The organism is Clostridium sardiniense (genome assembly GCF_050584765.1).
GTDB classification, from domain to species: domain Bacteria; phylum Bacillota; class Clostridia; order Clostridiales; family Clostridiaceae; genus Clostridium; species Clostridium sardiniense_A.
In genome coordinates, this window is record NZ_JBNOOR010000001.1 from 1,414,781 (window position 1) to 1,438,430 (window position 23,650).

Consider the following 23,650-nt stretch of genomic DNA (forward strand, 5'->3'; position numbering starts at 1 on the left):
TATTATCCTCCTTTTTAATTTATATATTATCTTTTCTTAGATTTTCTAGTAATTTTTTATAATTGTCAGGAAGCTCTGATGTAAATTCCACATATTCTCCACTGCTAGGATGTATAAAACCTAAAGTTTTAGCATGTAACATCTGACCTTCATTTTTAAATTTTCCTTTTTTAAAACCATAAGTTGGATCTCCAACTAACGGATAACCAATAGAAGCCATATGAACCCTAATTTGATGAGTTCTTCCAGTTTCTAATACACATTTTATTAAACTAGAATTTTTAAACCTTTCTAAGACTTCATAATGTGTTACAGCACGCTTACCATCTGGAGTTATAGCTATCTTTAATCTATCTCTCTTTGATCTTGCAAGAGGCTTATCTACAGTACCATTATCTTGTTTTATTCTACCTTCAACTAATGCATAATATTCTCTTTTCATAGTATGTTCTTTTAATTGATCAGATAATTTATTATGTGCCTCATCATTTTTAGCAACAACTAAAATACCTGTAGTATCTTTATCAATTCTATGTACTATTCCAGGTCTTATAACACCATTTATACTAGATAAATCAGTGCAATGATAAAGAAGTGCATTAACAAGAGTTCCTGTATAATTTCCTGGTGCTGGATGTACTACCATTCCTTTAGGCTTATTTACAACTATAATATCCTTATCTTCATATATTACCTCTATAGGGATATCTTCTGCTTCTACTTCTAACTCTGTTGGCTCTGGCATGTTTATTTTAATTTCATCGTTTTCTCTTAGTTTATAATTACTTTTAGTCTTTTTATTATTAACTAATACGCTTTCATTTTCAATTAATCCTTGAATAAAGCTTCTTGATTTTCCTTCAAACTCACTTGAAAGAAATTTATCAATTCTTATACCTTTATTTTCACTATCTATGACATATATAATTTCATCCATTTTTAAGTCTCCTAAACATTTATTACTTAACAATTATAATATATTGCTTTAATTAACTCAACTGAAAGTATATATTAAAAAATCAGCATTACATTTGTAATGCTGATACTACTACTCTTCTTTATTTGCAAAGAAACTTTTAATTTCATCTAATTCATTAGTTGAAACTTCTTCATTTACAGGTTGCATATCCTCTTGTGCATATGCAATCTCTTTAATTCCTATCTCTTCATCCACCGGAGTTCCAATTGAATAGTTTTTATTTATATCTTTTTCTAAATCATCAAATGTTTCTAATTGTGTATTTATGAAGTTTCTAAACTTAGCTCTAAATTTTATAAATTCTTGTTTTACTCTATCAAATTCATCATTTATTTGTATTACATCACTATGAGCTTTATCTACAATTCTTTGAGCAGTTTCATTAGCATTTTTAACTATAAGTTCTGCTTCCTTTTGAGAAGTTTCTTTTGCTTGATCTGCTGCATTTTGTGCAAGAACTAAAGTATTTTGTATTGTTGTTTCTATTTTTGCATAGTGACCAACTTGCTCTCCTAAGACATCTAATTTCTCTTTTAACTTTGCATTTTCCTTATATAATTCCTCATAATTATCTACGACTTCATCTAAGAATTCATCTACTTCATCTGGATTATATCCCCTAAGACCTCTTTTAAATTCCTTATTGTTTATATCCATTGGAGTCAATTTCATTATTTTCACACCTCTACTATGTATATTTTTTTATATTAATTTTATATTTACCACTCTTACTGCGGCCTGTACAATCCCCTATGATATATTTACCATATTTTCTTATAGTTATTCTATCGTCTTTTTCAACTTCAAAACTCTTTTCTCTATTTATATTATAGTTTATCAGTACTAATCCTTCATCTATCATTTTTTGTGCTAATCCTCTAGATTTATTAGTGAGCTTAGCAACAATTGAATCTATTCTAATGGAGGAAATAAGAATTGTCTCCTCTTTAAATTCATGAGTTATTTCTTCAATATCTTCAAATAATTCAGTAATCTTACATGGGGTTTTCCCAATGCTTTTAAGATTCATTAATATATAGTCTGCAATTTCTTCATAAACAGCTACATAACATATATCTTCCTTTACTATTAAATCTCCTATTTTTTCTCTCTCTATTCCTAGAGATAAAATACTCCCCAAATAATTTCTATGAGTTACTTTAGTAAATTTAGATGAGTTTTTTATTTCTAAAACCCTAATTGGAAACTTAGTGTCATAAATATTATTAAAAGATATCATTCTTCGTTCTGATTCTTTAAAAGCTCCAAAACTTTCTACTTTTAAACCTTTTATATTTATTTCCTCCTCAAAAAACTTCCATATGTTTGGAGGATAAAAACTATTTCCAAACATAGGAATATTTCTTTCATAGGATAACATCATTTTTTCATATAAATTAATTGCACTATTTTTTTCTTCATTTAAAAACCTTTTAAGTATAATTTCTTTATTCATATTAAAGTATTCCAAGTACAAAACTAATTATGATTGGTTTCAATAAATCCAATACTATAATTGCGAATATAGGTGAAACATCTATAGGAACATTTCCAAGCAATTTACTTTGAATAAACCTAAAAGGTCTTAAAATAGGTTCAGTAAAGCTTGTCAATATTCCCATAATTCCATTATTTCTATCTACAATAACCCACGATAAAATACATTCTAATATAATAGCAAGTTCAATTATACGAAAAAGTGAGCTAATAAAATTAGCTATAATACCTTCCATCTAATATCCTCCTGTTATTTTGACCAGTTAAATAAAGCTTTTGAAGTTAATTCACTCTTTAATTCACTAGTTACTTCTACATTTGATGGTGATAAAAGATATACTCTCTTTTCCACTTCTTGAATATCTCCATGTAATGCATAACATGAGCCTCCAATAAAGTCTAATAATCTTTGAGCTGTTCTTATATCAAGATTAGTTGTATTTACAACAACAATTCTTCTATTTCTAACTGCATCACATATTTCCATTGCTTCTTCATAAGCAGTTGGCTTAGTTATTAAAACTTTAGCTGAAGCTGAAGTATGAATATTTACAACCTTATTTGATCTTTTTCCAGATATAACAGGCTCTATACTTTCATCTATTGCCATATTTTCATCTGCTGTTTCTTCAAATCCTTCTTCAAATTCATCATCCTCAAAGTCCTCATCAAAATCTCCAAATCCTAGAATATTTTTCATTTTTGATATCATATTTGCCATATCTTCTTCCTCCTAAATATTATAATTTCTTTCTCCAAAGATTCCTGTTCCTACACGAATCATATTTGATCCTTCTTCTATGGCTATCTTATAGTCATTTGTCATTCCCATAGATAATATTTCCATATCAATATTCTTAAATTTTCTTTCTTTTAAATTCAAGAAAATATTATGTGTTTCTTTAAAGTAATTTCTATTACTTTCTTCATCTCCTTTTGGAATAATAACCATTATCCCCTTAACCTTTACATGTTTACATGTTTCTATTTTTTCAATTATTTCATCTAAATCTTCTAGTAAAACTCCACTTTTACTCTCTTCTCTACCTATATTAATTTGAATTAATGTATTAGCTGTAAGATCTTCTCTTCCATAAAGTTCTTCAATTTTATCTAAAAGCTTTATACTTGAAAGAGAATGAATTAAGTGAACTTTACCTACTATATACTTAACTTTATTTGTCTGTAATTTTCCTATTAGGTGCCATTTAACATCTTTATGAAAACTCTCTTCCTTATGAATAAGTTCTTGTACTTTATTTTCTGCAAAATCTCTTAACCCATAATCATAAGCTTCTTCCATCTCTTCTAGACTTCTAGTTTTAGATACAGCTAAAAGCTTAACACCATTAGGTAAAATGTTTTCTATATTTTTTATATTTTCACTTATACTCATAAAAGCCTCCTAAAAATAAAGAGTTTTCACTCTTAATATTATTATTCTTCATTAGTTTGCATTTTCCTCTAAATTTTTCGTATTTTTTATTATTTTTCTATATATTCCTTCATATACTCTGTAGAACCTAATTTTGGAGCTGCTGGCATCAATATATTATCCTTTTTTTCTATTTCAACTGATAATTGCCTAACCATAAGCTCTCTTATATGAGTTCCTTCTTCTAATAATGCTGTTTCAAGTGCATCTGGATCTCCAATTGCATAAATATAAAATGGTGCATATTCTGTTGAATCATCTTCAAAACCAATAAATGCCCAATTACATATCACACCTGAACTTGGGATTACCCTATGATTATTAATGCTTATTGCTTCAGCACCAGCCTTTCTTAAATCATTTAATACTAATGCCATATCATTATCATGAAATATTTTAGATTTAGTCTCAAACTCATTATCTTCATTTAAGTTTATATTACCATCATTTATTTTAAGTAAAATTCCTGGTCCTTGAACTTCTGTAAGTCCAGTTATCATACCATAATCTTTTAATTGTGCCTTCATACTATCTAAAATTTTATCTTGCTTTTTATCATCATATTTGTATTTATTTATCGTTTCTTGTGTATCTTCATTTCTTTTTTTTAAGTTTGCTATCTCTTTATATAAATCACTCTTTTCATTAATAGCATCTTGATATTCTTTTGCACTAAGTTGAGTGGACCTTTCTATAATTTGCCCAAAATTCATATTAAAAGCTATCAATAAACCTACAAAAATAGATGCAAAAAATACTATTAATCCACCACTAGTTTTTTTCATATATTCACCTCTTACTGGCGTGACTTAATCTTTTCTAAAATTAGTCTTCTTATTATTGCAAAGTTGTCGAATATCCGTCCTCCAAATACTATTACAGCAGCTATATATATTGGTATACCAAGTTTATCACCAAGGTAAGCTAATCCTGCTGCTAATAATGCATTTCCAAAAAATCCTGATATAAATATATCTGGTTGAAAGTTTTTTGATAAATTTGCTCTAATAGCACCAAAAACTGAATCTAAACAAGCAAGTATTGCAACAGACATATATGGGGAAAGTTTATCAGGAATATTAACATCAAATACAAACCCAAATATTACCCCTATCAATAATCCTATAAAAGGTACCATTATTTCTCCTCCTTTTTCTCAACCGGCTTTAAGTAATCACTTTTAATTGTTTGAGTAGTTTTATCTATAACTAGATTATCACTTTGCTCAACTTCACAATTGTAATTTTGAAGTGCTCCGAAATCTAATGAACCTGGAAAATTCAATCCAACATTCAATCTTGCTTTATCTCCAATTGCTTTTATAATAATTGGTTCTTTAGGACTAACTTTTCCGGCTGTTCCAATCCATATATAGTTGCTTGAATTCTTTATTCCTGTCTGAGGAGTTATTCTATATCCATTAATTGAAATAGCTTCTGCCTTTGAATACCAAAGCAGATTAATTATATGTATTAACTCTTCTTCAGTAATACCTCTTCCAATATCATCATTACTTGATCCAAATATTGAAGTCTTTGGAGTTATTTTAATAGTTACTCCAGGCCCCTTTACATCAACTAGCCCCAAATGCATTCTAGCTGAATCTAATTGATTTTTTATTTCTTTACCAACATTACCTTCTTTTGAAGCTGCCTCTTCTAATTTCTTAAGTTCCTCGTTTAAAGAATTATTTTTGTTTTGTAACCCTTCTTTTTCTTTCTTTAAACTATCAAGTTCTGCAATAACATCACTTTTATTGTAACTCTCTATATTACTTTCATTATTTTTGTTTAATAATTTAAATTGATATGCCAGGAGAAAACCTAACAGTGCACACACAATTGCAATAGAAATCTGCGAAGTGGATTTCTTCATTTATATGACCTCCTCTATTTTTCCTCTTTAATTACTGGAGTACCCTCAAAGCTTAAATCTATATATCCCTTTTTAAAATCAAGCTTTTTATCTTCTAATATATTTAAAGCAGTATTTATCTTTTTTATCAAATCATTACCATTTCCAACTTTAACTTTAACATCATTATTAAAATATACAATGATATCATTAATATTAGTTACATCAACCATAGTTATTTTGTTTTTTGTTGTATTCGCATTTTTTATTTCATAAAGAGTTTCTAAAAAGTTCTCTAACCTTTTATCATCTTTAGTATCTACATATTTTTCTCCAATTTTACGTCCCTCTGATTTAAGGCCTTTGATTTCAATCAATCCATCACCTTTAAGTTTATTTACTTTTTCTAATAGCACTAAATCTGAGCTTATAACATCATATTCATCGCCATATTTAACATAGTAACCTACATTTTTTTCTTTAACATCCACTTCTAATGTTGATGGAAAATGTCTTTTTAAGGTAACACCATTTACATATGGATCTGACTTTAAAACCTTCTCTACTTCACTACTCTTAATAAAAAATATGTTTTCTCCTTTAATAGATTGTAATTTTTCATCTATTAAATCTTTTGTAACTAAATTTTCTCCACTAACTTTTACACTTTTAATTAAAAAGAGATTTGATTTAGTTACTATTAAACTACCAGCTATTGAAAGTAATATAATTATAAATATACTTTTTTTTATAAGTCTTTTTCTTTTGGCTTTCTTTATATATTTATTTCCATTTGCTCCCATGTTACATTCTAAACCTATCCTTACTATTTTATTTACATACATTAATATAATAACACTGTTACAATGATTTTTCATTAAAAAATTCTTAATAAGGAATTAATTGTTGTTTATATTCTCATAAAAATAAGAACTTAGCAGGTATACACTCCTACTAAGTTCATTTTTACTGTTGTTTTGCTTTTTTAATTGGTTCTTTACCTTCTGTTTGTCTAGAAATATTAATAAGTATACCCATAGCTATCAGATTAATTACAAGGGATGTACCTCCATAACTTATAAAAGGTAATGGAACTCCAGTAACCGGCATTGAACCTGTTACAACTGCTATATTTATAATTGATTGAACAGCTATAACAGAAGTTATACCTATAGCTAAAAGACTTCCATAAGTATCCTTAGCTTTCATAGCAACTCGTATTCCTCTCCAAACAAAAATAACAAATAACCCCATTATTATAAGACATCCAATCAAGCCAAGCTCTTCCCCAATAATGGAAAATATAAAGTCATTATGAGGCTCTGGCATATAAAGCATCTTTTGCCTTGATTGCCCAAGTCCAAGTCCTGTTATACCTCCAGCACCAAGTGCATAAAATGATTGAATTAATTGATATCCATTACCAGCTGGATCTTTCCAAGGATTTGTGAAGTTAAGCATTCTTGCTCTTCTATAAGGTTCCCCTAACGCAAATCCCAAAGCTGCAACTACTAAAGTTGGCGCAACAACACCAAACATATGAACATTTCTTGCACCAGCCGCAAATACCATTATAAATGTAACTATCATTATTACTGATGCTATACTAAGATTCTTTTCTGCTAAAACTAAAGCTGCAAATATACCTGCAACAAAGAAACAAGGGATTACTCCTTTTTTAAAGTCCCTTACACCGTCTCCTCTTTTCTCAAGAAACATTGCGAGATATAAAACTACAACATATTTTGCAAGTTCAGATGGTTGGAATGAAAATGGTCCAAGTTGAATCCATCTTTGTGCACCATTTACTCCTTCGAAAGCAAAAACTAAAAGTAATAAAGGTACTGTTACTATAAGGGCAATAAGAGTATACCTCTTAAGCTTATGATAATCCAATGCCATCATAAACAGCATAGCTCCTACTCCTAAAATGCTCCATATTACTTGTCTTTTTAAATAATGCATACTGTCATTATAATGGAACATAGCATAATATGAACTTGCTGAATATACCATTACAACCCCAACAGCAAGTAATAACATTATAGTACAAAATATACCATAATCAATCTCACCCATTCTCTTTCCCTTGGGTTTTCTTTTCTTCATATAAATTTCCTCCACTATATAATACTAAAGTGAAATAGCTCCTATAATACAAAGGATAATAGTAATAATTGAAAATACTGTAACAACCTTTACTTCTGACCATCCTAATTGTTCAAAATGATGGTGAACTGGCGCCATCTTAAACACTCTCTTACCAGTTGTTTTAAATGAAATTACTTGTATTATTACTGATAAAGTTTCAAATACATATATACCACCAACAATTACTAAAATAACTGGATTCTTTAATAATAAAGCAATACTTGCTACTGCTCCACCTAAAGCTAATGACCCTGTATCTCCCATAAATATTTTTGCAGGATAGGCATTATATCTTAAGAATCCTAAAAGCGCACCAATTAGTGCTAATGCAAATACTGATATTTGATAATTACCTTGATTAAATGCAACAACACTAAAGAATATTAAGACTATAACAGTTACTGTTGAAGCTAAACCATCTAATCCATCTGTAAGATTTACAGCATTTGTTGCTGCTGCATAATAGATTATTACAAAAGGAATATATAATATACCTAAATTTATTTGCATTCCTAAGAATGGAACCATAATTTCAGTTCCAAGTACTGTGTAAGCATAATAAGCCATAGCTACTGAGAATAAAAGTAATAATAGCATCTTTTGCCATGCTCTTAATCCTAAGTTATTCTTATGTATGATCTTAAGCATATCATCTAAGAATCCTATGAAACCAAAAGCGATCATTGAATATAATACTATCATTCCTTCATCAGATATACTATATCTCATAACTATCATTACAACAGTAACTGATATTATAAATATAATTCCTCCCATTGTTGGAGTACCTGCTTTTTTAAAGTGACTCTCTGGGCCTTCCTCCCTAATATTTTGACCAAATTTAAATTTGTGTAGCATAGGAATAAATATAGGTCCAAGTATTATAGATATAAGAAAACCTAATCCTAATGCTAAAAGCGTGACTGGATTAATAAAACTACTAAAAAAATCCCCCATTTTTCACCGCCAAGGTTATTACTACCTTAGCAGTTCACCTCCTTCGTTATTGTTTTATATTTTTTAATGCTTCGACTATTTCTTCGAATTTTTCTCCCCTTGATGCTTTAACTAAAATAACATCCTGAGATTTAATGATTGAATTTAAGTCGTTTATTAGATTTACCTTTGTATTATATAATTTTATTTCCTCTTTTTCAAAGCCTTCTTTGAAATCGCTTATAAATTCTCCACAAGATATAAGCATATCAACTTTATCATTTGCATATTCTGCAACTTCTCTATGACAGCTAGATGCCTCATCACCAAGTTCTCTCATAGTTCCTAAGATAGCTATTTTTCTTCCGTCTCTACTACTTAGTACATCAAGAGCTGCTTTCATAGAATCCGGACTTGCATTATAACAATCGTTTATTATTTCAATTCCATCACCATCTATGAATTCTAATCTCATTGATGTAGCTTCTATATTCTTAAGTCCATTTATAATATCATCTACTGTTAATCCAAGCTTAAATGACGCTGCTATACCAAGTAGAGCATTTAATACGTTATGAGCTCCTACCATAGGCAATGTGATTCTATGTGATTCTCCTTTAAAGTTTAAATCAAAGGAAGTTGTTTCTCTTGTTAATTCAATATTGTTTGCATAATAATTATAACCTTCATTATATCCAGTTTTTACTATTTCATACTCTTTATCATGAACCTTTTGAAGCATATCATCCTCTTCATTTAAAATAAGAATATTATTTTCATTAAAGAAATCTGTTATCTCCATTTTAGCTTTTAAAATATTATCTCTTGTCTTTAAGTTTTCTATATGAGATACTCCTATATTTGTAATCATTGCAATATCAGGTCTTGCACAATCTGCAAGATTGTGAATTTCATTAAAATCACTCATTCCCATTTCAAGAACAGCAACATCAATGCTACTATCTAATTGTAACACCATAAGTGGCAATCCTATTTCATTATTAAAATTACCTTTTGTTTTAAATACCTTATACTTACCACTTAAAAATGCACTTACTAAATCTTTAGTAGAAGTTTTTCCTGTAGAACCTGTTATTCCAACAACTTTCAATCCAAGTTTCTCTCTATATCCTTTTGCGATATTTAAAAGTGCTTTTTTTCCATCTTCAACTTTAATTACAACACCTTCTATATCATTTTCATCAAATAAAACTTCATCCACGATTGCAATTGTGGCACCTTTGTTAAATGCTTCTTTAATGTATTTATTTCCATTAAAGTTTTCACCCTTTAAGGACAGAAATACATTTCCATCTTTTATGTTTCTTGTATCTGTTGATAATGTATTAAAACTTTTATTATTATTATCAACTATAACTTTTCCATTACAATACTTAAGTAATTCTTCAAATATAAGTTCCATAAATCACACCTCTAGTTTTTCTTTAATATTTCTTCTATAACTTCTCTCTCATCAAAATGTATTGTTCCAGTGTTAAGTATTTGATATGTTTCATGTCCCTTTCCAGCTATAACAATCACATCTCCATCTTTTGCTATATCCATAGCTTTTGAAATTCCATCGTATCTATTTGTAATTTTTATATAATTTTCTTTATCAATTCCATTTAAAATATCTTCTATTATACTTTCTGGATCTTCACTTCTTGGATTATCAGAAGTAATTATTGCAATATCTGATAAATCTGTTCCAATCTTACCCATTTGAGGTCTCTTAACCTTATCTCTATCTCCTCCACATCCAAAAACAGAGATTAATCTTCCTTTAGTAAAATCCCTAGCTGTTTCTAATATTTTTTGAAGCCCATCTGGTGAGTGAGCATAATCAATTATTATTTCATATGGAAGACTGTATTTTCTAGCTGCTCTTTCACATCTACCTGGAACAACCACATCCTTTAACCCTTCTTTTATGTCTTTTAAGCTTATTCCTAAAGTATAACAAGCGCCAACTGCTCCTAATGCATTATACATATTATACTCACCTGGTATTGGAAGAACAATCTTTTCTTTTTCTCCATTTAATTCTACATCGAAAATTATATCCATGCTCTCTAGAATTTCATTTTTAGCAACTATATTACCAGAAGATCTCATACTATATGTTTTAAAGTTATTTATATTTTCTTTCTTTAAATCTTCAGTTATTCTAACTCCATAACTATCATCTATGTTTATTATACTAGTTTCACTTCTTTGGAATAACTTATATTTTGCTTTATAATAATTTTCAAATGTTTTATGAAAATCTAAATGATCTCTTGTTAAATTTGTAAATATACCTACTTTAAAATCTACTCCGTAAACTCTATCTAATTCTAAGGAATGAGAAGAAACTTCCATAATACAATATTTAACACCCTTATCAACCATTTCCCTAAAAAGTCCTTGCAATTCTAATGATTCTGGAGTTGTTCTCTCAGTTTCTAACTTTTCACTTCCTATGTAGTTTGCTATAGTTCCTATAAGTCCAACTTTTTCACCAATACTCTCAAATATATCTTTTATCATAAAGGCAGTTGTTGTCTTACCATTTGTTCCTGTTACTCCTATAATGTTAAGTTTTTCGCAAGGATTATCATAATATTTTGCACCTAATTTAGCTAAAGCCTTTCTTGTATCGGCAAATTTAATAACTGTTATATTCTGAGATATATTAATATCATCCTCACAAACAATAACTTTAGCCCCTTTTTCTATAGCACTATTTATAAATTTATGTCCATCACTTGCAAATCCCTTTATGCAAACAAAAACATCTCCATTTTCTATTTTTCTACTGTCATAATTAATATTATTAATATCAATATTACAGTCTCCCTTTAATATTTTATAATCTAGTCCTTCTAATAGCTTAGATAATCTCATCTAACCATCTCCTTTAAAATAATATGCAATTTACTTATTTATAATTACATTTACTATTTAAAATAGCATGTAAGGACCTCCCTACATGCTATAACAATCAAGAATTTAATCTTTATAATCTGAGTTCAAAGTTAATTTAACATTTGTTCCTTTATTAATCAATTCTCCACTTGGTACGCTTTGGTCGGTTACTTTACCTTCACCTTCAAATTTAGCAGATATTCCGAGACTCTTTAAAAGTTTATCAGCTGCATCTTTAGAATATCCTCTAATATCAGGCATCATAATAGCCTCTTTATTATTATCATTACCTTCAGTATATAGTGTAACTTTAGTTCCTTCTTTTACTGAATAGCCTGGATATGGCTTTATACTTGTTACAGTATGCCCACTGCCTTCTATATTATAATCTAAATTTGCTTCTTTTAAAATCTTTTTAGCTTCTTCAATATTTTTTCCCCTAACTTCTGGGATAATTGCATCTCTAATTATTGCAGAATCATTCTCTTTTGAGAAGTCACTTTCTAAATAATTAAATATATCTGTAAATAAAACTTTTGCAACAGGGCTTGTTACAACCCCTGCATAATATGCACCATTGTTTGGTTCATCAATAGTAATCATAACTGTTACTTTTGGGTCACTAACTGGTGCCATTCCTACGAAAGATGATATATATTTTCCTTGCTCATAAGTACCATTTTCAGGATTTACTTTTTGTGCAGTACCTGTTTTACCTCCAATATGATATCCTTCCATAAATGTTCCCTTTGCAGATCCTGAGGTAACAACTCTTTCTAAGTAAGTTCTAAGTTCTGCTGTAGTTTCTTTATCTGCAACTGTCTTCTTTGTTGGTTCAAATTTATTATCTATTACGCTAACACCTGAATCATCTTTATGTGTAACTTCTTTCATAACATGAGGTTGTATTAATTCTCCTCCGTTTGCTACTGCATTAAAAGCTGCCATAAATTGAACTGAATTTACTGTATTAGTTTGTCCAAATGAAATTGTTGCAAGGTCAGTAGCTGAGATGTTTTTAGGATTTTTTATTATACCTGGAGCTTCTCCTGGTAAATCTATTCCACTCTTTTTACCAAATCCAAATTTATTTATATATTCATATAACTTATCTTTTCCAAGTTTTTGTCCAAGCTCCATAAACCCTACATTACAAGAGTTTTGTATTATTTCTGGGAAAGTTAATGTTCCATGACCACTAGTTTTCCAGCATTTTATTTTTCTATTTCCAAAAGTTAAAGAACCATTACATACAAAATTATCAGTTGGCTTTACAACTTTTTCTTCCATAGCAGCTATAGATGTTATTACCTTAAATATTGATCCTGGTTCAAAGGTATCATTTACCAATCTATTTCTCCACATCTTTTGAACCTTATCATATTCAGTTTTCCCTGAAAATTCATCTGCACCTTTAAATGGCTCATTTGGATCAAAGTCTGGTTTATTTGCCATTGCTAGAATTTCTCCAGTCTTTGGATCAGTTACAAGCACTGATGCTGCTTTTGCCTTATTATCTTTAAGGGCTTGTTCCGCTGCCTTTTCTGCAAACAATTGAATATGTTCATCTATTGTTAAAACTATATCTTTCCCTTCAACTGGTGGAACAAACTTTGAAATAGTATAAGGTAGATCATTACTCTTACTATCTAATTCTGCTATTCTCATACCAGGTATACCTGATAATTGATCATTATATTGAAGTTCAACCCCAGTTAATCCTTGACCATCTATATTAGTACTTCCTAAAAGATGTGCCGCAAAATTTTTATTTGGATAATATCTTTTTGTATCTGGTGATACCATAACTCCACGTATGTTTAAATCTTTAACTTTATCAGCTTGCTCTTTCTCTATTCTTCTAATCAATGTAGCTGAACCTGCATCAGCACCACTTGGAAGTTTTGTATTAAGTTTCTTAAGAACATCCTCTTCTTTCATTCCAACAGCTTCTGCTATTTTAGGTGCAATATCCTCATTGCTCTTATCATCTTTATTTTTCTTACTTTCATCTTTAAGATATGCTCTTATAGAATTTAAGTCAAAATCGACTCTATAAACATTGGCAGAAACTGCAAGTTCTTCACCATTTCTGTCTAATATCCTTCCTCTTCTAGCATCTATTTTAACTTCGCTTGTCCATTGTTCTTCAGCCCTAGCTGCATATTCTTGTCTCTTAACAATCATTATGTAAGATAATCTAACTGCTAAAACTGCTAAAATTAATATTAATAATCCAATAATTAATCTCATTCTCTTTCTAGATAATGCCCTATCTATAAAGCTTCTTTTCCTCACACTAACTCCTCCGTATAATTGCTTAAAAACACTTAGGATGCACTTTATTTAATTAAGTGCATCCATTACTTTAATAACTCAAAATTACTTATCTTCATTTCTGTTTCCTAATCCAGAAAGATAATCCTTTGATAAATCAATATCAACCTTTTTAGCATCTACTGGGGAAATCATTTTCAGTTTATTCTTAGCATTAGATTCAATATTTATTAGTGAAGCATGCTTTAATAATTCTACTCTTAGAGCTTCATTATTTGAAGTAACTACCTTAATTTCATCATTTACACTTCCAACTTGTGTTTGTAAGTTATAAACTTTGGTATCTCTCCATATAGTTATAACCCCAAGAACAAAAATAACTAATGCTATTTGTAATGCTGCATTTCTCTTTTTAATTTTTTCTTGCCTAATTAATTTATTTTTTCTTTTTTTATCATCTTCAAGATTTTTGTATCTTTTATCCTTTTTTATGTCATCATATTTTCTCTGTGGAGTTACAGCTGTATTTCCTCGTACATAATCATATTCCTTCACTATCACTTTATTCACATCCCCTTATATTTATAACATAATAATAAAAAAATTATATTCTCTCAATAACTCTAAGTTTAGCACTTCTACTTCTTGGATTCTCTAGAACTTCCTCTTTTGATGGGTCTATAGCTTTTCTACTTACTAATTTAACCAATGGTTCTTTACCACATATACATATTGGAAACTCTTTTGGACAAGTGCATGGATTTGCTAAATCTCTAAATTTCAATTTAACTATTCTATCTTCTAAAGAGTGGAAAGTTATAATAGCCATTCTTCCACCTTTATTTAATCTATTAACACCATCTTCAATAGCTTTATTTAATATTCTAAGTTCTCCATTAACTTCAATTCTTATAGCTTGAAAAGTTCTCTTAGCAGGGTGTGGCCCTTCTCTTCTAAGCTTTGCAGGTATTGCACTTTTTATTATGTCAACTAATTCAAAAGTAGTTTCTATAGGCTTCTCTTCTCTTCTTTCAACTATAAAAGAAGCAATTCTTTTCGCAAATCTCTCTTCTCCATAATCTTTTATTACTTTAAACAATTCTTGCTCACTATAATTATTTATAACTTCATAAGCTGAAAAATCATTCTCTCTATTCATTCTCATATCAAGTGGAGCATCTTGCATATAACTAAATCCTCTTTCACCCTCATCTAATTGATAAGATGAAACTCCAAGGTCCATTAATATACCATCCACATTACCAATATCCAATGTATCAATAATTTCTCCTATGTTATAAAAATTATTATGAACTAATATTTTATTATCATAATCTTCTAATCTTTTTCCTGCTGCCTTTAAAGCATCTTTATCTTGATCTATTCCGATTAATAAACCATCAGTTGATAATCTTTTTAATATTTGTGATGAATGTCCTGCACCACCTAATGTACAATCTACATATTTACCATCTGCTTTTATGTTTAAACCTTCTAAACATTCATTTAAAAGTACTGAAACGTGTTTAAATTCCATATCTTTTTCTCCTCATCAAATCCCTAAGTCGCTCATCTTTTCTGCAATAGATTCAAAGTCAACATCAGAATTATTGTATTCTTGCCATTTTTCCCTACTCCAAATTTCTACTCTACTTAATACTCCTATACTTACTATTTCCTTTTCTATTCCAGCATATTCTTTTAAATTCTGTGGAATCAATCCTCTCCCTTGCTTGTCTAGTTCTACTTCACAAGCACCAGAAAAGAAAAATCTAACAAATGCTCTTGCATCTTTATTCGTAAGTGGTAGTGATTTCATTTTTTTCTCTAAAACTTCCCATTCTTCCATAGGGTATGCATATAAACAACCATCAAGGCCCTTTGTTATTACGAATTTTCCATTTAACCCTTCTCTAAGTTTTGATGGAACAATCATTCTGTTTTTGCTGTCAAGACTATGATGATATTCGCCTATAAACATAATTAATCTCCCCTATTATACTTTACAGTTATTTCACTCTACTTTCAACCACTATTCACCACTTTTAACCACTTATTTTATACTATTCTATAATAATTATAAATTCCCTTCTTTTTTTGTTAACTTTTTTACTTTTATTTGACTTTTCCTTTATAGTTATGTAAAATATTTTAAGTTATGGGAATAGATAAGTTCTGGTGTTCTTACCGGTCTTCAAAACCGTGTTATGGTGCTAATACCACCATTGGTAGGTTCGATTCCTACATATTCCCGCCAGGACAAAGCGATGTGTATAGTAAATTTCACATCGTTTTTTTAATTTCATCTCGCATACACCTAATATTTCACCCAAAACTTTACAAGGCTATTATTAAAGGAAGTCCAATATTAATCTAATTATACATAATTTTTCTATTCTATTTATAATAATTTAATTAAGAAATTTCAAAATTAAAAATTAAAGTGTGATTTAAATTTTATTTAGATTAAATCACTATATTTTCAAAATAAAAAAAAGTGGAGATTTCTCTCCACTTTTTAAATGTATTAAACGTTGAATCTAAAGTTTACTACATCTCCGTCTTTCATAACGTATTCTTTACCTTCTAATCTATAAAGACCTTTTTCTTTAGCAGCTGCTTCTGAACCACATTCTACTAAATCATTATATCCAACAACTTCTGCTCTTATGAATCCTCTTTCTATATCTGAGTGAATCTTTCCAGCAGCTTGAGGAGCCTTTGTTCCTTGCTTTATAGTCCATGCTCTTACTTCTTGAACACCAGCTGTTAAGTAACTAATAAGACCTAATAATTTGTATCCCTCTCTTATAAGTTGATCTAACCCTGATTCTGTTAAACCGTATTCTCCAAGCATTTCTTCTTTTTCTTCATCTTCAAGTCCTGAAAGTTCTTCTTCTATCTTAGCACTTACTATAACAATCCCTGAATTTTCGCTCTTAGCGTACTCTTCTACTTTTTTAACATATTCATTATGTTGATTACCACTTACAACATCATCCTCTGAAACATTACATGCATATAATACTGGTTTTGAAGTAATTAAGAATAGACTCTTTATGAAAGTTTCTTCATCTTCAGTAACTTCTAAAGTTCTTACAGGTAAATTATTTTCTAAGTGAGCCTTAATTTTTTCCATTAATTCATATTCAGCTTTTGCATTTTTATCACCTGATCTTGCAAGCTTAACTGATCTTTCCATTCTTCTTTCTAAAACTTCTAAATCTGAGAATATAAGTTCTAAATTTATTGTTTCTATATCTCTTATCGGATCAACAGAACCTTCAACGTGAACTACATTTCCATCATCAAAACATCTTACAACATGAACTATTGATGAAACTTCTCTTATGTGTGATAAGAATTTATTTCCTAAACCTTCTCCTTTTGAAGCTCCTTTAACTAATCCAGCTATATCATAAAATTCTATTGAAGTATATACTTTTTTCTTAGTATTATACATTTTTTCTAATACATCTAATCTTTTATCAGGTACATTAACCACTCCAACATTTGGTTCTATAGTACAGAATGGGTAGTTTGCTGATTCCGCTCCTGCCTTTGTTATTGCATTAAATAAAGTACTCTTGCCTACGTTTGGTAAACCTACGATTCCTAACTTCATTATGTACATTCCTTTCTCATTTAAACTATACCAATAGATTATACTCTACATATTGCTAATTTTCAACTTATTAAAAGACAAGAAAATTTCCTTTAAATATTACCATGTTTATTTTTAGATATTCTTCTAATAATAATATTGAAGGTTCTGATAGGAGGTTTTATTATGAAAAAAAATCTATTTAAAATAATAATGCTTTCTTCTTTTATAGTTTTAAGCGTTTTAGGTCTTAAAGTATTTGCTGAAAATATTAGCGATAATACAGAACTTAATTGGTACTTTGTTGCTAGAGGTAAAGATGTAACTCCAGAAGCACCTAAGGAATCAGCTTCATTTTTAAAAGATAGTTACTCTTTCTACCTAGGAGATACTTCAAAGAAAGAATTATATTTAACTTTTGATGAGGGTTATGAAAAAGGAAACACAGAAGCAATTTTAGATATTTTAAAAGAAGTAAATGTAAAAGCTGCTTTTTTTGTTGTTAAACCTTATATAACGTCTCAAGCTGAAACTGTTAAAAGAATGGAAGCAGAGGGTCATCTTGTATGCAATCATACTTCACATCATCCATCAATGGCATCTATTCAAAACACAGAAAAATTTAATAATGAGTTTAAAGAGGTTGAAGATGCATACAAAAATTTAACTGGAAAAGATATGCCAAAATACTTTAGACCACCTATGGGTAAATACTCAAAAGCTTCTTTAGAAAAAACTAAGGACTTAGGATATAAAACTATTTTTTGGAGCTTTGCATACAAAGATTGGTTAGTTGACAATCAACCATCACCTAGTTATGCAATAGATAAAATTAAAAATGGAGTACATCCTGGATGTATTATGCTACTTCATGCAGTATCTGATACAAATACAAAAATATTAAAAGAACTTCTTATTTCTTTAAAAGAAGAAGGTTATGAATTCAAAACTTTAGACGAACTTCCAAATGAAATGGTAATAAAAGGTGCAAGTTAACTTGCACCTTTTTTTATTTATATATATGTTCATTTACTATATTAAGTATATTTTCTTTTTTAGCCCTAGATTCATTAAGTAAAGAATTCATTTCACTTTCTACTTCATTAAAGAATTCTTCACCTCTTAAAGAATTTAAATTTACTTTTACATTTATAACTGAACTTTCAACTGCTGCATGTAATAAACTTGCAGCCACTCCAGCATCAGATACAAGCATCTTGTTTCCATATTCTGTTGCAAATTCTATATTATTATAAAACTTAACACACTCTCTGCAAACTTTTAATGGAGAAAGCATAGCATCATATGTTTTACTTTTTAATTCTTTTTTTCTATGTATTTGCTCTATTTCAGTGTCTTTAGGTAGCTTATAACAATCCATAAGCTTATTAAAACAAGTTCTATCTTCTTCCATAAATTCAATGCAATTTGCAATAAATTCTTTACATTCTTTTTCAAGAGATACCATTTTGCACTTATTTTCTTCACTTAAAGTATTAAAGGCTTTCTTATTTATAGTTAAAGAATATACCATATTATTCAGGCACCCTGAAAGCCCTGCTACAAGTGCTGCTGTGCTTCCTCCGCCTGGTGATGGTGAATTTGAAGATAAATCTTCTAAAAATTCTTCTATTTTATAATCTTTAAATAACATCTATTAATCACTCCTAGATAATAATACTAAATTATATCCACCTTATTATAACAGTTCTATTATAATTTAAAATTAAAAGACTCAGATTATGAGTCTTTTATCTTACTAATTAGTTGTATATGGTGTATTAAATTTATTTTTAAATACATATTCTCTTATATTTTTTTCTGCATTATGACTTTTAACTTCAGCTGCAACTCCAACTGGAGAAACACCAATTATTCTATAATCATTAGATATACCTAATAAATTTTTAACTTTATCTTCTTTTAAAGCACCAATCCACATAGTTCCATAGCCTTCAGCAGTAGCTGCAAGAATAAAATGTTCCATAGCTATAGCTCCATCTGCTATATAAAACTCTTTACCTTCTACCTGCCCTGACTTCTCTGGCTGAGATATTACAACAACTGCCATAGGTGCTTCCTTTAAAGCATCCTCAGCTTTAGTGTCTTTATTGAGAACACACTCACTTATTCTTTCTTTTGTTTTAGAATCATCTATAATTATAATTTTAAAAGATGTTCTATTCTTCCAAGATGGAGATCTCATTGCTGAATTAATCATATTATCTAAACTACCTTTGCAAACTTCATCACCTTTGTATTTAGTAATACTTTGTCTTTTTTTTATTACATCAAAAAATTCCATATAATTCACTCCTAATCATAAATTATATGATTAGTATTCCATCATAAAAAATAATTATTTATTTTCTTTTTTGTTTATTAGCTTTTCAATCTTTTGTACAATTTCATCATCTTTATTTAATTCTTTTGCAATTCTTAAGTGTAATTTTGCATCTTCTAAATTTCCAGAATTTAAATAACACATTATTATATTTGTACAAATTTCAACTTCTCTAGAAGCTTCAAATGCCTTTTTAAAATATTTTATAGCTTCATCATAATTTCCTAAGCATGCATAATTTAGCCCTAATTCATTAACAACTTCAAGTATGCCGCTCTCTATTCTTAAACTTTCAAGTAAATAATAAACAGCCTTTTCAAACTGTCCTACCTTCCTATAGCTTACACCTAGGTAATAGTATATTAAAGGATTTTCTTGGAATTTATCTAATAATGATAGGAATAATCCAATTGCCTTTTCCGGTTCTTCTTCCATAAGTTTAACAGCCTTTTCATAAGTTGTTACATTTTCTATATCATTCATAAGCATTTCAATCTCTGGAGTTTGGTCTCCACCTCTTCTTAAATACTCATTAATTTCAACTTTTGCTCCTTGATAGTCTGTTTTATCTTTTAAAATTATTCCTTTATAAAGATATGGCTCTTTCATTTTATTAAATAGCTTTTTCGCTTCGTCAATATCTTCTAATAAGACTTCTTCAAATCCACTATCTTTTTCTCTAATGCTTACTCCAATTAAAAGTAACTTTTTCATATACTCTTCATTTTCATCAACTTGAAGAAGTCCTTTTAATATAAGATAGGCATCTTCTAAACGATCCTCTTGAACTCTTTTAGCAACTAAGCTCTTTCCACACTCTTCACTTTCAGGAATTTGCATTAATAACAGCTTATAATCTTCACTATAGCTTATATCTTTATCTGCTCCTAATGTCAAAAGCATACCTTCTATAAAATAATATATTGGAAGATTTTCTATTTTTATTTTATCCTGTATATTGCTTGTTATGTATTCTGAACTTATTGGTATAAATAATTCTTTATTTTTAAAAGAAATATACTCAGGTATGTTTATTGATTTTTTAAATCCCTCTTGGTCAATTTCTAAAAACAAAAGCTTACTAAGCTTTTCTTTAAATAATGCTTTATAATCCATATAATTTCACCGCCTATAAAAAATATTGCTACCATCTTTAAAGATGGTAGCATAATAAATTAACTTAACTTGCTTTCGATTAAGCTCATTACATTTTCTTTAAATCTTACCATATCTTCTTGTGCTCCATCTAAACTACTTCCTTTAACAGCAAGATATACTTTCATCTTAGGTTCAGTACCTGATGGTCTTACAACAAAAGATGAACCATTTTCAAGTATAAATTTTAACACATTTGACTTAGGTAATTCAATGTTAGTTTTAGTATTTTCAATTAAATTTTCTTCAACACTTAATTTGTAGTCTAATTTAATCTTTACTTTAGTTCCAGCAATTTCAGTTATTTCAGTATTTCTTAATGATTCAATACATGAAGCTATTTTTTCTTGTCCTTCTTTTCCCTTTAGTTCTATAGAAACTAGCTCTTCTTTAAAGAATCCAAATTTCTTATATAATTCATTTAACCCTTCAGCTAAACTTAACCCCTTTTCTTTGTAATAAAGAGTCATTTCTGATATTAACATACCTGCTATAACAGCATCTTTGTCACGCACAAAATCTCCTGCTAGGTAACCATAACTTTCTTCAAATCCGAAAAGATAAGTATTGCTTCCACTTTCCTTGAATTCTCTAATTTTTTCTCCTATATATTTAAACCCAGTTAAAACATCTAGTATTTCTACATTGTAGTGATTTGCTATTTCTCTTGCACCTTCTGTAGTAACGATTGTTTTAATTACAGCTCCATTTTCATGTAGCTTTCCAGTTTCTTTTAATGAACTTAATATATAATCTGTTAATAGTAGTCCTGTTTGATTTCCAGTTAGTACTTTATATTCTCCATCTGAATCTTTAACAACTACTCCAATTCTATCACAATCTGGATCTGTACCAAAAATAATATCCGGATTTTCATTCTTAGCTCTTTCTAAAGCAATTTCAAATACTTTAGGATCTTCTGGATTTGGATATGGTGCTGTTGGGAAGTTTCCATCTGGAAGCTCTTGTTCTTTTACTACTGATAAATTTTCATATCCAAGCTCTTCTAAAACCCTTCTAACTGGCATATTTCCTGATCCATGAATTGGTGTATATATTATTTTTAAATCTTTCGCTTTTTCTTTTACTAATTCTTTTCTAATTGTAAGGTCTTTTACTTTTTCAATATAGACCTTGTCTACTTCTTCTCCAATATAATTTAATAAGCCTTCTTCTAAAGCTTTTTCTTCATTTATCATTTTTATTTCTGAGAAATCTTTAATATCATTTGCACAATTTATAATCTTTTCAGCTTTAAGGTCTGTTACTTGACCTCCAAATTCATCATAAACTTTATAACCATTATATTCTTTTGGGTTATGTGAAGCTGTAATAACAACACCGCCTGTACAATTTAAATGTCTAACTGTAAATGATAACATCGGAGTTGGTCTTAAACCTTCAAATAAATAGACTTTTATATTATTAGCAGCAAGAGTTAAAGCCGTTGCCTTTGCAAATTCCTTTGACATATTTCTTGAATCATATGCTATTGCAACTGATGGTTTCTCAAATGAATCGTTTAAATAGTTAGCAAAACCTTGAGTTGCTTTAGAAACAGTATATATATTCATTCTATTGCTTCCAGCACCTATAACTCCTCTTAAACCACCTGTTCCAAATTCCAAATCTTTATAGAATCTATCTTCAATTTCCTTATCATCTTTAATATTTCTTAATTCTTCCTTTGTTTCCTCATTTATTATCTCAGATGTCAACCATCTATCATATTTTTCTCTATAATTCATCTGTGAACCTCCTTTATTCTTACAGATATATTATACATCATAAGGAAAAAAATTCAAACAATTCTAAATCCCTTTTTATTACAAATTATGCTAAAATAATAAGAGAGGTTTCGACAAACTCAAAGAACCTCTCTTATTTTTTAAATTATATTATTTATGAACTTTATCATTTATTACTTCTGATTTTTCTTCTGCCATTAAATCTGAAGTTAACTTTCTTTCGTTTGCTACAGCTGCAATAACAGTATCTAAACTGTCTAATACTGTTATCTCTTCTCCAAATTCTAAATCAGCTAATTTATACACTGCCCCATCTACCCCTTTAGACACATCAAACTTTATAGATTTAGGTAACTTATTTGATTCACAAGAAATTTTAACTAAATCCTTTTCTTTTTGTAGTACCGCACCTTTTTGGGTTAAGAAACCTTCCCCTACATATTGTATAGGAATATCCGTTTCTATTTGTGCATTTCCATCTAAAAGTTCTAAATCTAAATGTATAACGTTATGATTAATTGGTTCTCTTTGCACTTCTTTAATTAATGCACTTTTAGTTTCTCCATTAAAATTAACATTTAAAATCCCGTGTTCTCCTGAGTTTGAAATTTCTTTTCCAAGTTCTAAGCACCCAACTTCAAACATTAAATTGCTCATTCCTTTTCCATATATAACTCCAGGTACTAACCCCTTAGCTCTAGATTTTCTTCCACTATTACTAACTTTATTTCTTTCTTTTATTGTTAATTCGCCCATAACA

Annotated in this window: 25 protein-coding genes and 1 tRNA gene; 2 read left to right on the forward strand and 24 right to left on the reverse strand. The window is 29.1% G+C overall.

The genetic code is table 11. The features are described 5' to 3' along the window. Positions 1-19 precede the first annotated feature (19 nt). From ACQPUW_RS06995 to mraZ, 18 genes are all read right to left on the reverse strand, one after another. Entirely contained in the window at positions 20-937 is a 918-nt protein-coding gene (locus ACQPUW_RS06995; RefSeq protein WP_430836743.1) for an RluA family pseudouridine synthase, read from the reverse strand. 111 nt (positions 938-1,048) lie between these two features. Then, on the reverse strand, positions 1,049-1,651 hold the full coding sequence (locus ACQPUW_RS07000; RefSeq protein ID WP_430836744.1) for a DivIVA domain-containing protein: 603 nt from the start codon (positions 1,649-1,651) through the stop codon (positions 1,049-1,051). Positions 1,652-1,667: 16 nt separating this feature from the next. Then, complete coding sequence (locus ACQPUW_RS07005; RefSeq protein ID WP_430836745.1) at positions 1,668-2,435, reverse strand: RNA-binding protein; 768 nt, start codon at positions 2,433-2,435, stop codon at positions 1,668-1,670. A 1-nt stretch (position 2,436) separates the two neighbouring features. Beyond that, on the reverse strand, positions 2,437-2,712 hold the full coding sequence (locus tag ACQPUW_RS07010; protein ID WP_430836746.1) for a YggT family protein: 276 nt from the start codon (positions 2,710-2,712) through the stop codon (positions 2,437-2,439). A 14-nt stretch (positions 2,713-2,726) separates the two neighbouring features. Further along, positions 2,727-3,197 carry a cell division protein SepF gene (locus tag ACQPUW_RS07015; protein ID WP_430836747.1) on the reverse strand — a complete coding sequence of 157 codons (471 nt, stop codon included), beginning with the start codon at positions 3,195-3,197 and terminating at the stop codon, positions 2,727-2,729. A 12-nt stretch (positions 3,198-3,209) separates the two neighbouring features. Continuing rightward, a complete protein-coding gene (locus tag ACQPUW_RS07020) occupies positions 3,210-3,872 on the reverse strand; it encodes a YggS family pyridoxal phosphate-dependent enzyme (RefSeq protein ID WP_430836748.1) in 663 nt (220 codons plus the stop codon). An 89-nt stretch (positions 3,873-3,961) separates the two neighbouring features. Next, positions 3,962-4,696 (reverse strand): DUF881 domain-containing protein, encoded by a 735-nt coding sequence (locus ACQPUW_RS07025; RefSeq protein WP_430836749.1) that lies wholly within the window; start codon positions 4,694-4,696, stop codon positions 3,962-3,964. Between the two features lie 11 nt (positions 4,697-4,707). Next, entirely contained in the window at positions 4,708-5,049 is a 342-nt protein-coding gene (locus ACQPUW_RS07030) for a small basic family protein (RefSeq protein ID WP_430836750.1), read from the reverse strand. Next, on the reverse strand, positions 5,049-5,786 hold the full coding sequence (locus ACQPUW_RS07035) for a DUF881 domain-containing protein (RefSeq protein ID WP_430836751.1): 738 nt from the start codon (positions 5,784-5,786) through the stop codon (positions 5,049-5,051). Before ACQPUW_RS07035 ends, ACQPUW_RS07030 begins: the two co-directional genes overlap by 1 nt. A 14-nt stretch (positions 5,787-5,800) precedes the next feature. Further along, positions 5,801-6,610 carry a cell division protein FtsQ/DivIB gene (locus ACQPUW_RS07040; protein ID WP_430836752.1) on the reverse strand — a complete coding sequence of 270 codons (810 nt, stop codon included), beginning with the start codon at positions 6,608-6,610 and terminating at the stop codon, positions 5,801-5,803. A 121-nt stretch (positions 6,611-6,731) separates the two neighbouring features. Then, a complete protein-coding gene (spoVE, locus tag ACQPUW_RS07045; protein WP_430836753.1) occupies positions 6,732-7,874 on the reverse strand; it encodes a stage V sporulation protein E in 1,143 nt (380 codons plus the stop codon). Between the two features lie 24 nt (positions 7,875-7,898). After that, positions 7,899-8,873 carry a phospho-N-acetylmuramoyl-pentapeptide-transferase gene (gene mraY / locus ACQPUW_RS07050; RefSeq protein ID WP_430836754.1) on the reverse strand — a complete coding sequence of 325 codons (975 nt, stop codon included), beginning with the start codon at positions 8,871-8,873 and terminating at the stop codon, positions 7,899-7,901. A gap of 46 nt (positions 8,874-8,919) precedes the next feature. Next, on the reverse strand, positions 8,920-10,275 hold the full coding sequence (locus ACQPUW_RS07055; RefSeq protein ID WP_430836755.1) for a UDP-N-acetylmuramoyl-tripeptide--D-alanyl-D-alanine ligase: 1,356 nt from the start codon (positions 10,273-10,275) through the stop codon (positions 8,920-8,922). A gap of 11 nt (positions 10,276-10,286) precedes the next feature. Then, complete coding sequence (locus ACQPUW_RS07060) at positions 10,287-11,741, reverse strand: UDP-N-acetylmuramoyl-L-alanyl-D-glutamate--2,6-diaminopimelate ligase (RefSeq protein ID WP_430836756.1); 1,455 nt, start codon at positions 11,739-11,741, stop codon at positions 10,287-10,289. A gap of 105 nt (positions 11,742-11,846) precedes the next feature. After that, on the reverse strand, positions 11,847-14,060 hold the full coding sequence (locus tag ACQPUW_RS07065; protein ID WP_430836757.1) for a stage V sporulation protein D: 2,214 nt from the start codon (positions 14,058-14,060) through the stop codon (positions 11,847-11,849). Positions 14,061-14,144: 84 nt separating this feature from the next. Further along, positions 14,145-14,600: a cell division protein FtsL gene (locus tag ACQPUW_RS07070; RefSeq protein ID WP_430836758.1), complete on the reverse strand. Its 456-nt coding sequence runs from the start codon at positions 14,598-14,600 to the stop codon at positions 14,145-14,147. Between the two features lie 43 nt (positions 14,601-14,643). After that, positions 14,644-15,576: a 16S rRNA (cytosine(1402)-N(4))-methyltransferase RsmH gene (rsmH, locus tag ACQPUW_RS07075; protein WP_430836759.1), complete on the reverse strand. Its 933-nt coding sequence runs from the start codon at positions 15,574-15,576 to the stop codon at positions 14,644-14,646. 15 nt (positions 15,577-15,591) lie between these two features. Next, positions 15,592-16,020, reverse strand: coding sequence for a division/cell wall cluster transcriptional repressor MraZ (gene mraZ / locus ACQPUW_RS07080; RefSeq protein ID WP_430836760.1), 429 nt, complete (start codon positions 16,018-16,020; stop codon positions 15,592-15,594). A 179-nt stretch (positions 16,021-16,199) separates the two neighbouring features. On the opposite strand from mraZ, the gene ACQPUW_RS07085 reads away from it, so the two are divergent. After that, positions 16,200-16,296, forward strand: a tRNA-Sec gene (locus tag ACQPUW_RS07085). 270 nt (positions 16,297-16,566) lie between these two features. Here ACQPUW_RS07085 and ychF read toward each other — a convergent pair. Then, entirely contained in the window at positions 16,567-17,664 is a 1,098-nt protein-coding gene (ychF, locus tag ACQPUW_RS07090) for a redox-regulated ATPase YchF (protein ID WP_430836761.1), read from the reverse strand. Positions 17,665-17,829: 165 nt separating this feature from the next. Here ychF and pdaA point away from each other — a divergent pair, with 165 nt between their 5' ends. Further along, the gene (gene pdaA, locus ACQPUW_RS07095) at positions 17,830-18,639 is read left to right on the forward strand and encodes a delta-lactam-biosynthetic de-N-acetylase (protein ID WP_430836762.1); all 810 of its coding nucleotides are present in this window, start codon (positions 17,830-17,832) and stop codon (positions 18,637-18,639) included. A 13-nt stretch (positions 18,640-18,652) separates the two neighbouring features. On the opposite strand, the gene ACQPUW_RS07100 is transcribed toward pdaA, so the two are convergent. From ACQPUW_RS07100 to ACQPUW_RS07120, 5 genes are all read right to left on the reverse strand, one after another. Next, a complete protein-coding gene (locus ACQPUW_RS07100; RefSeq protein WP_430836763.1) occupies positions 18,653-19,297 on the reverse strand; it encodes a cyclodeaminase/cyclohydrolase family protein in 645 nt (214 codons plus the stop codon). Positions 19,298-19,402: 105 nt separating this feature from the next. After that, complete coding sequence (locus tag ACQPUW_RS07105) at positions 19,403-19,948, reverse strand: nitroreductase family protein (protein WP_430836764.1); 546 nt, start codon at positions 19,946-19,948, stop codon at positions 19,403-19,405. A gap of 54 nt (positions 19,949-20,002) precedes the next feature. Next, positions 20,003-21,103, reverse strand: a complete 1,101-nt coding sequence (locus ACQPUW_RS07110) for a tetratricopeptide repeat protein (protein WP_430836765.1) — start codon at positions 21,101-21,103, stop codon at positions 20,003-20,005. A 59-nt stretch (positions 21,104-21,162) separates the two neighbouring features. Beyond that, positions 21,163-22,890: a phospho-sugar mutase gene (locus tag ACQPUW_RS07115; protein ID WP_430836766.1), complete on the reverse strand. Its 1,728-nt coding sequence runs from the start codon at positions 22,888-22,890 to the stop codon at positions 21,163-21,165. Positions 22,891-23,040: 150 nt separating this feature from the next. Continuing rightward, positions 23,041-23,646, reverse strand: coding sequence for a 50S ribosomal protein L25 (locus ACQPUW_RS07120; protein ID WP_430836767.1), 606 nt, complete (start codon positions 23,644-23,646; stop codon positions 23,041-23,043). Between the last annotated feature and the right edge of the window lie 4 nt (positions 23,647-23,650).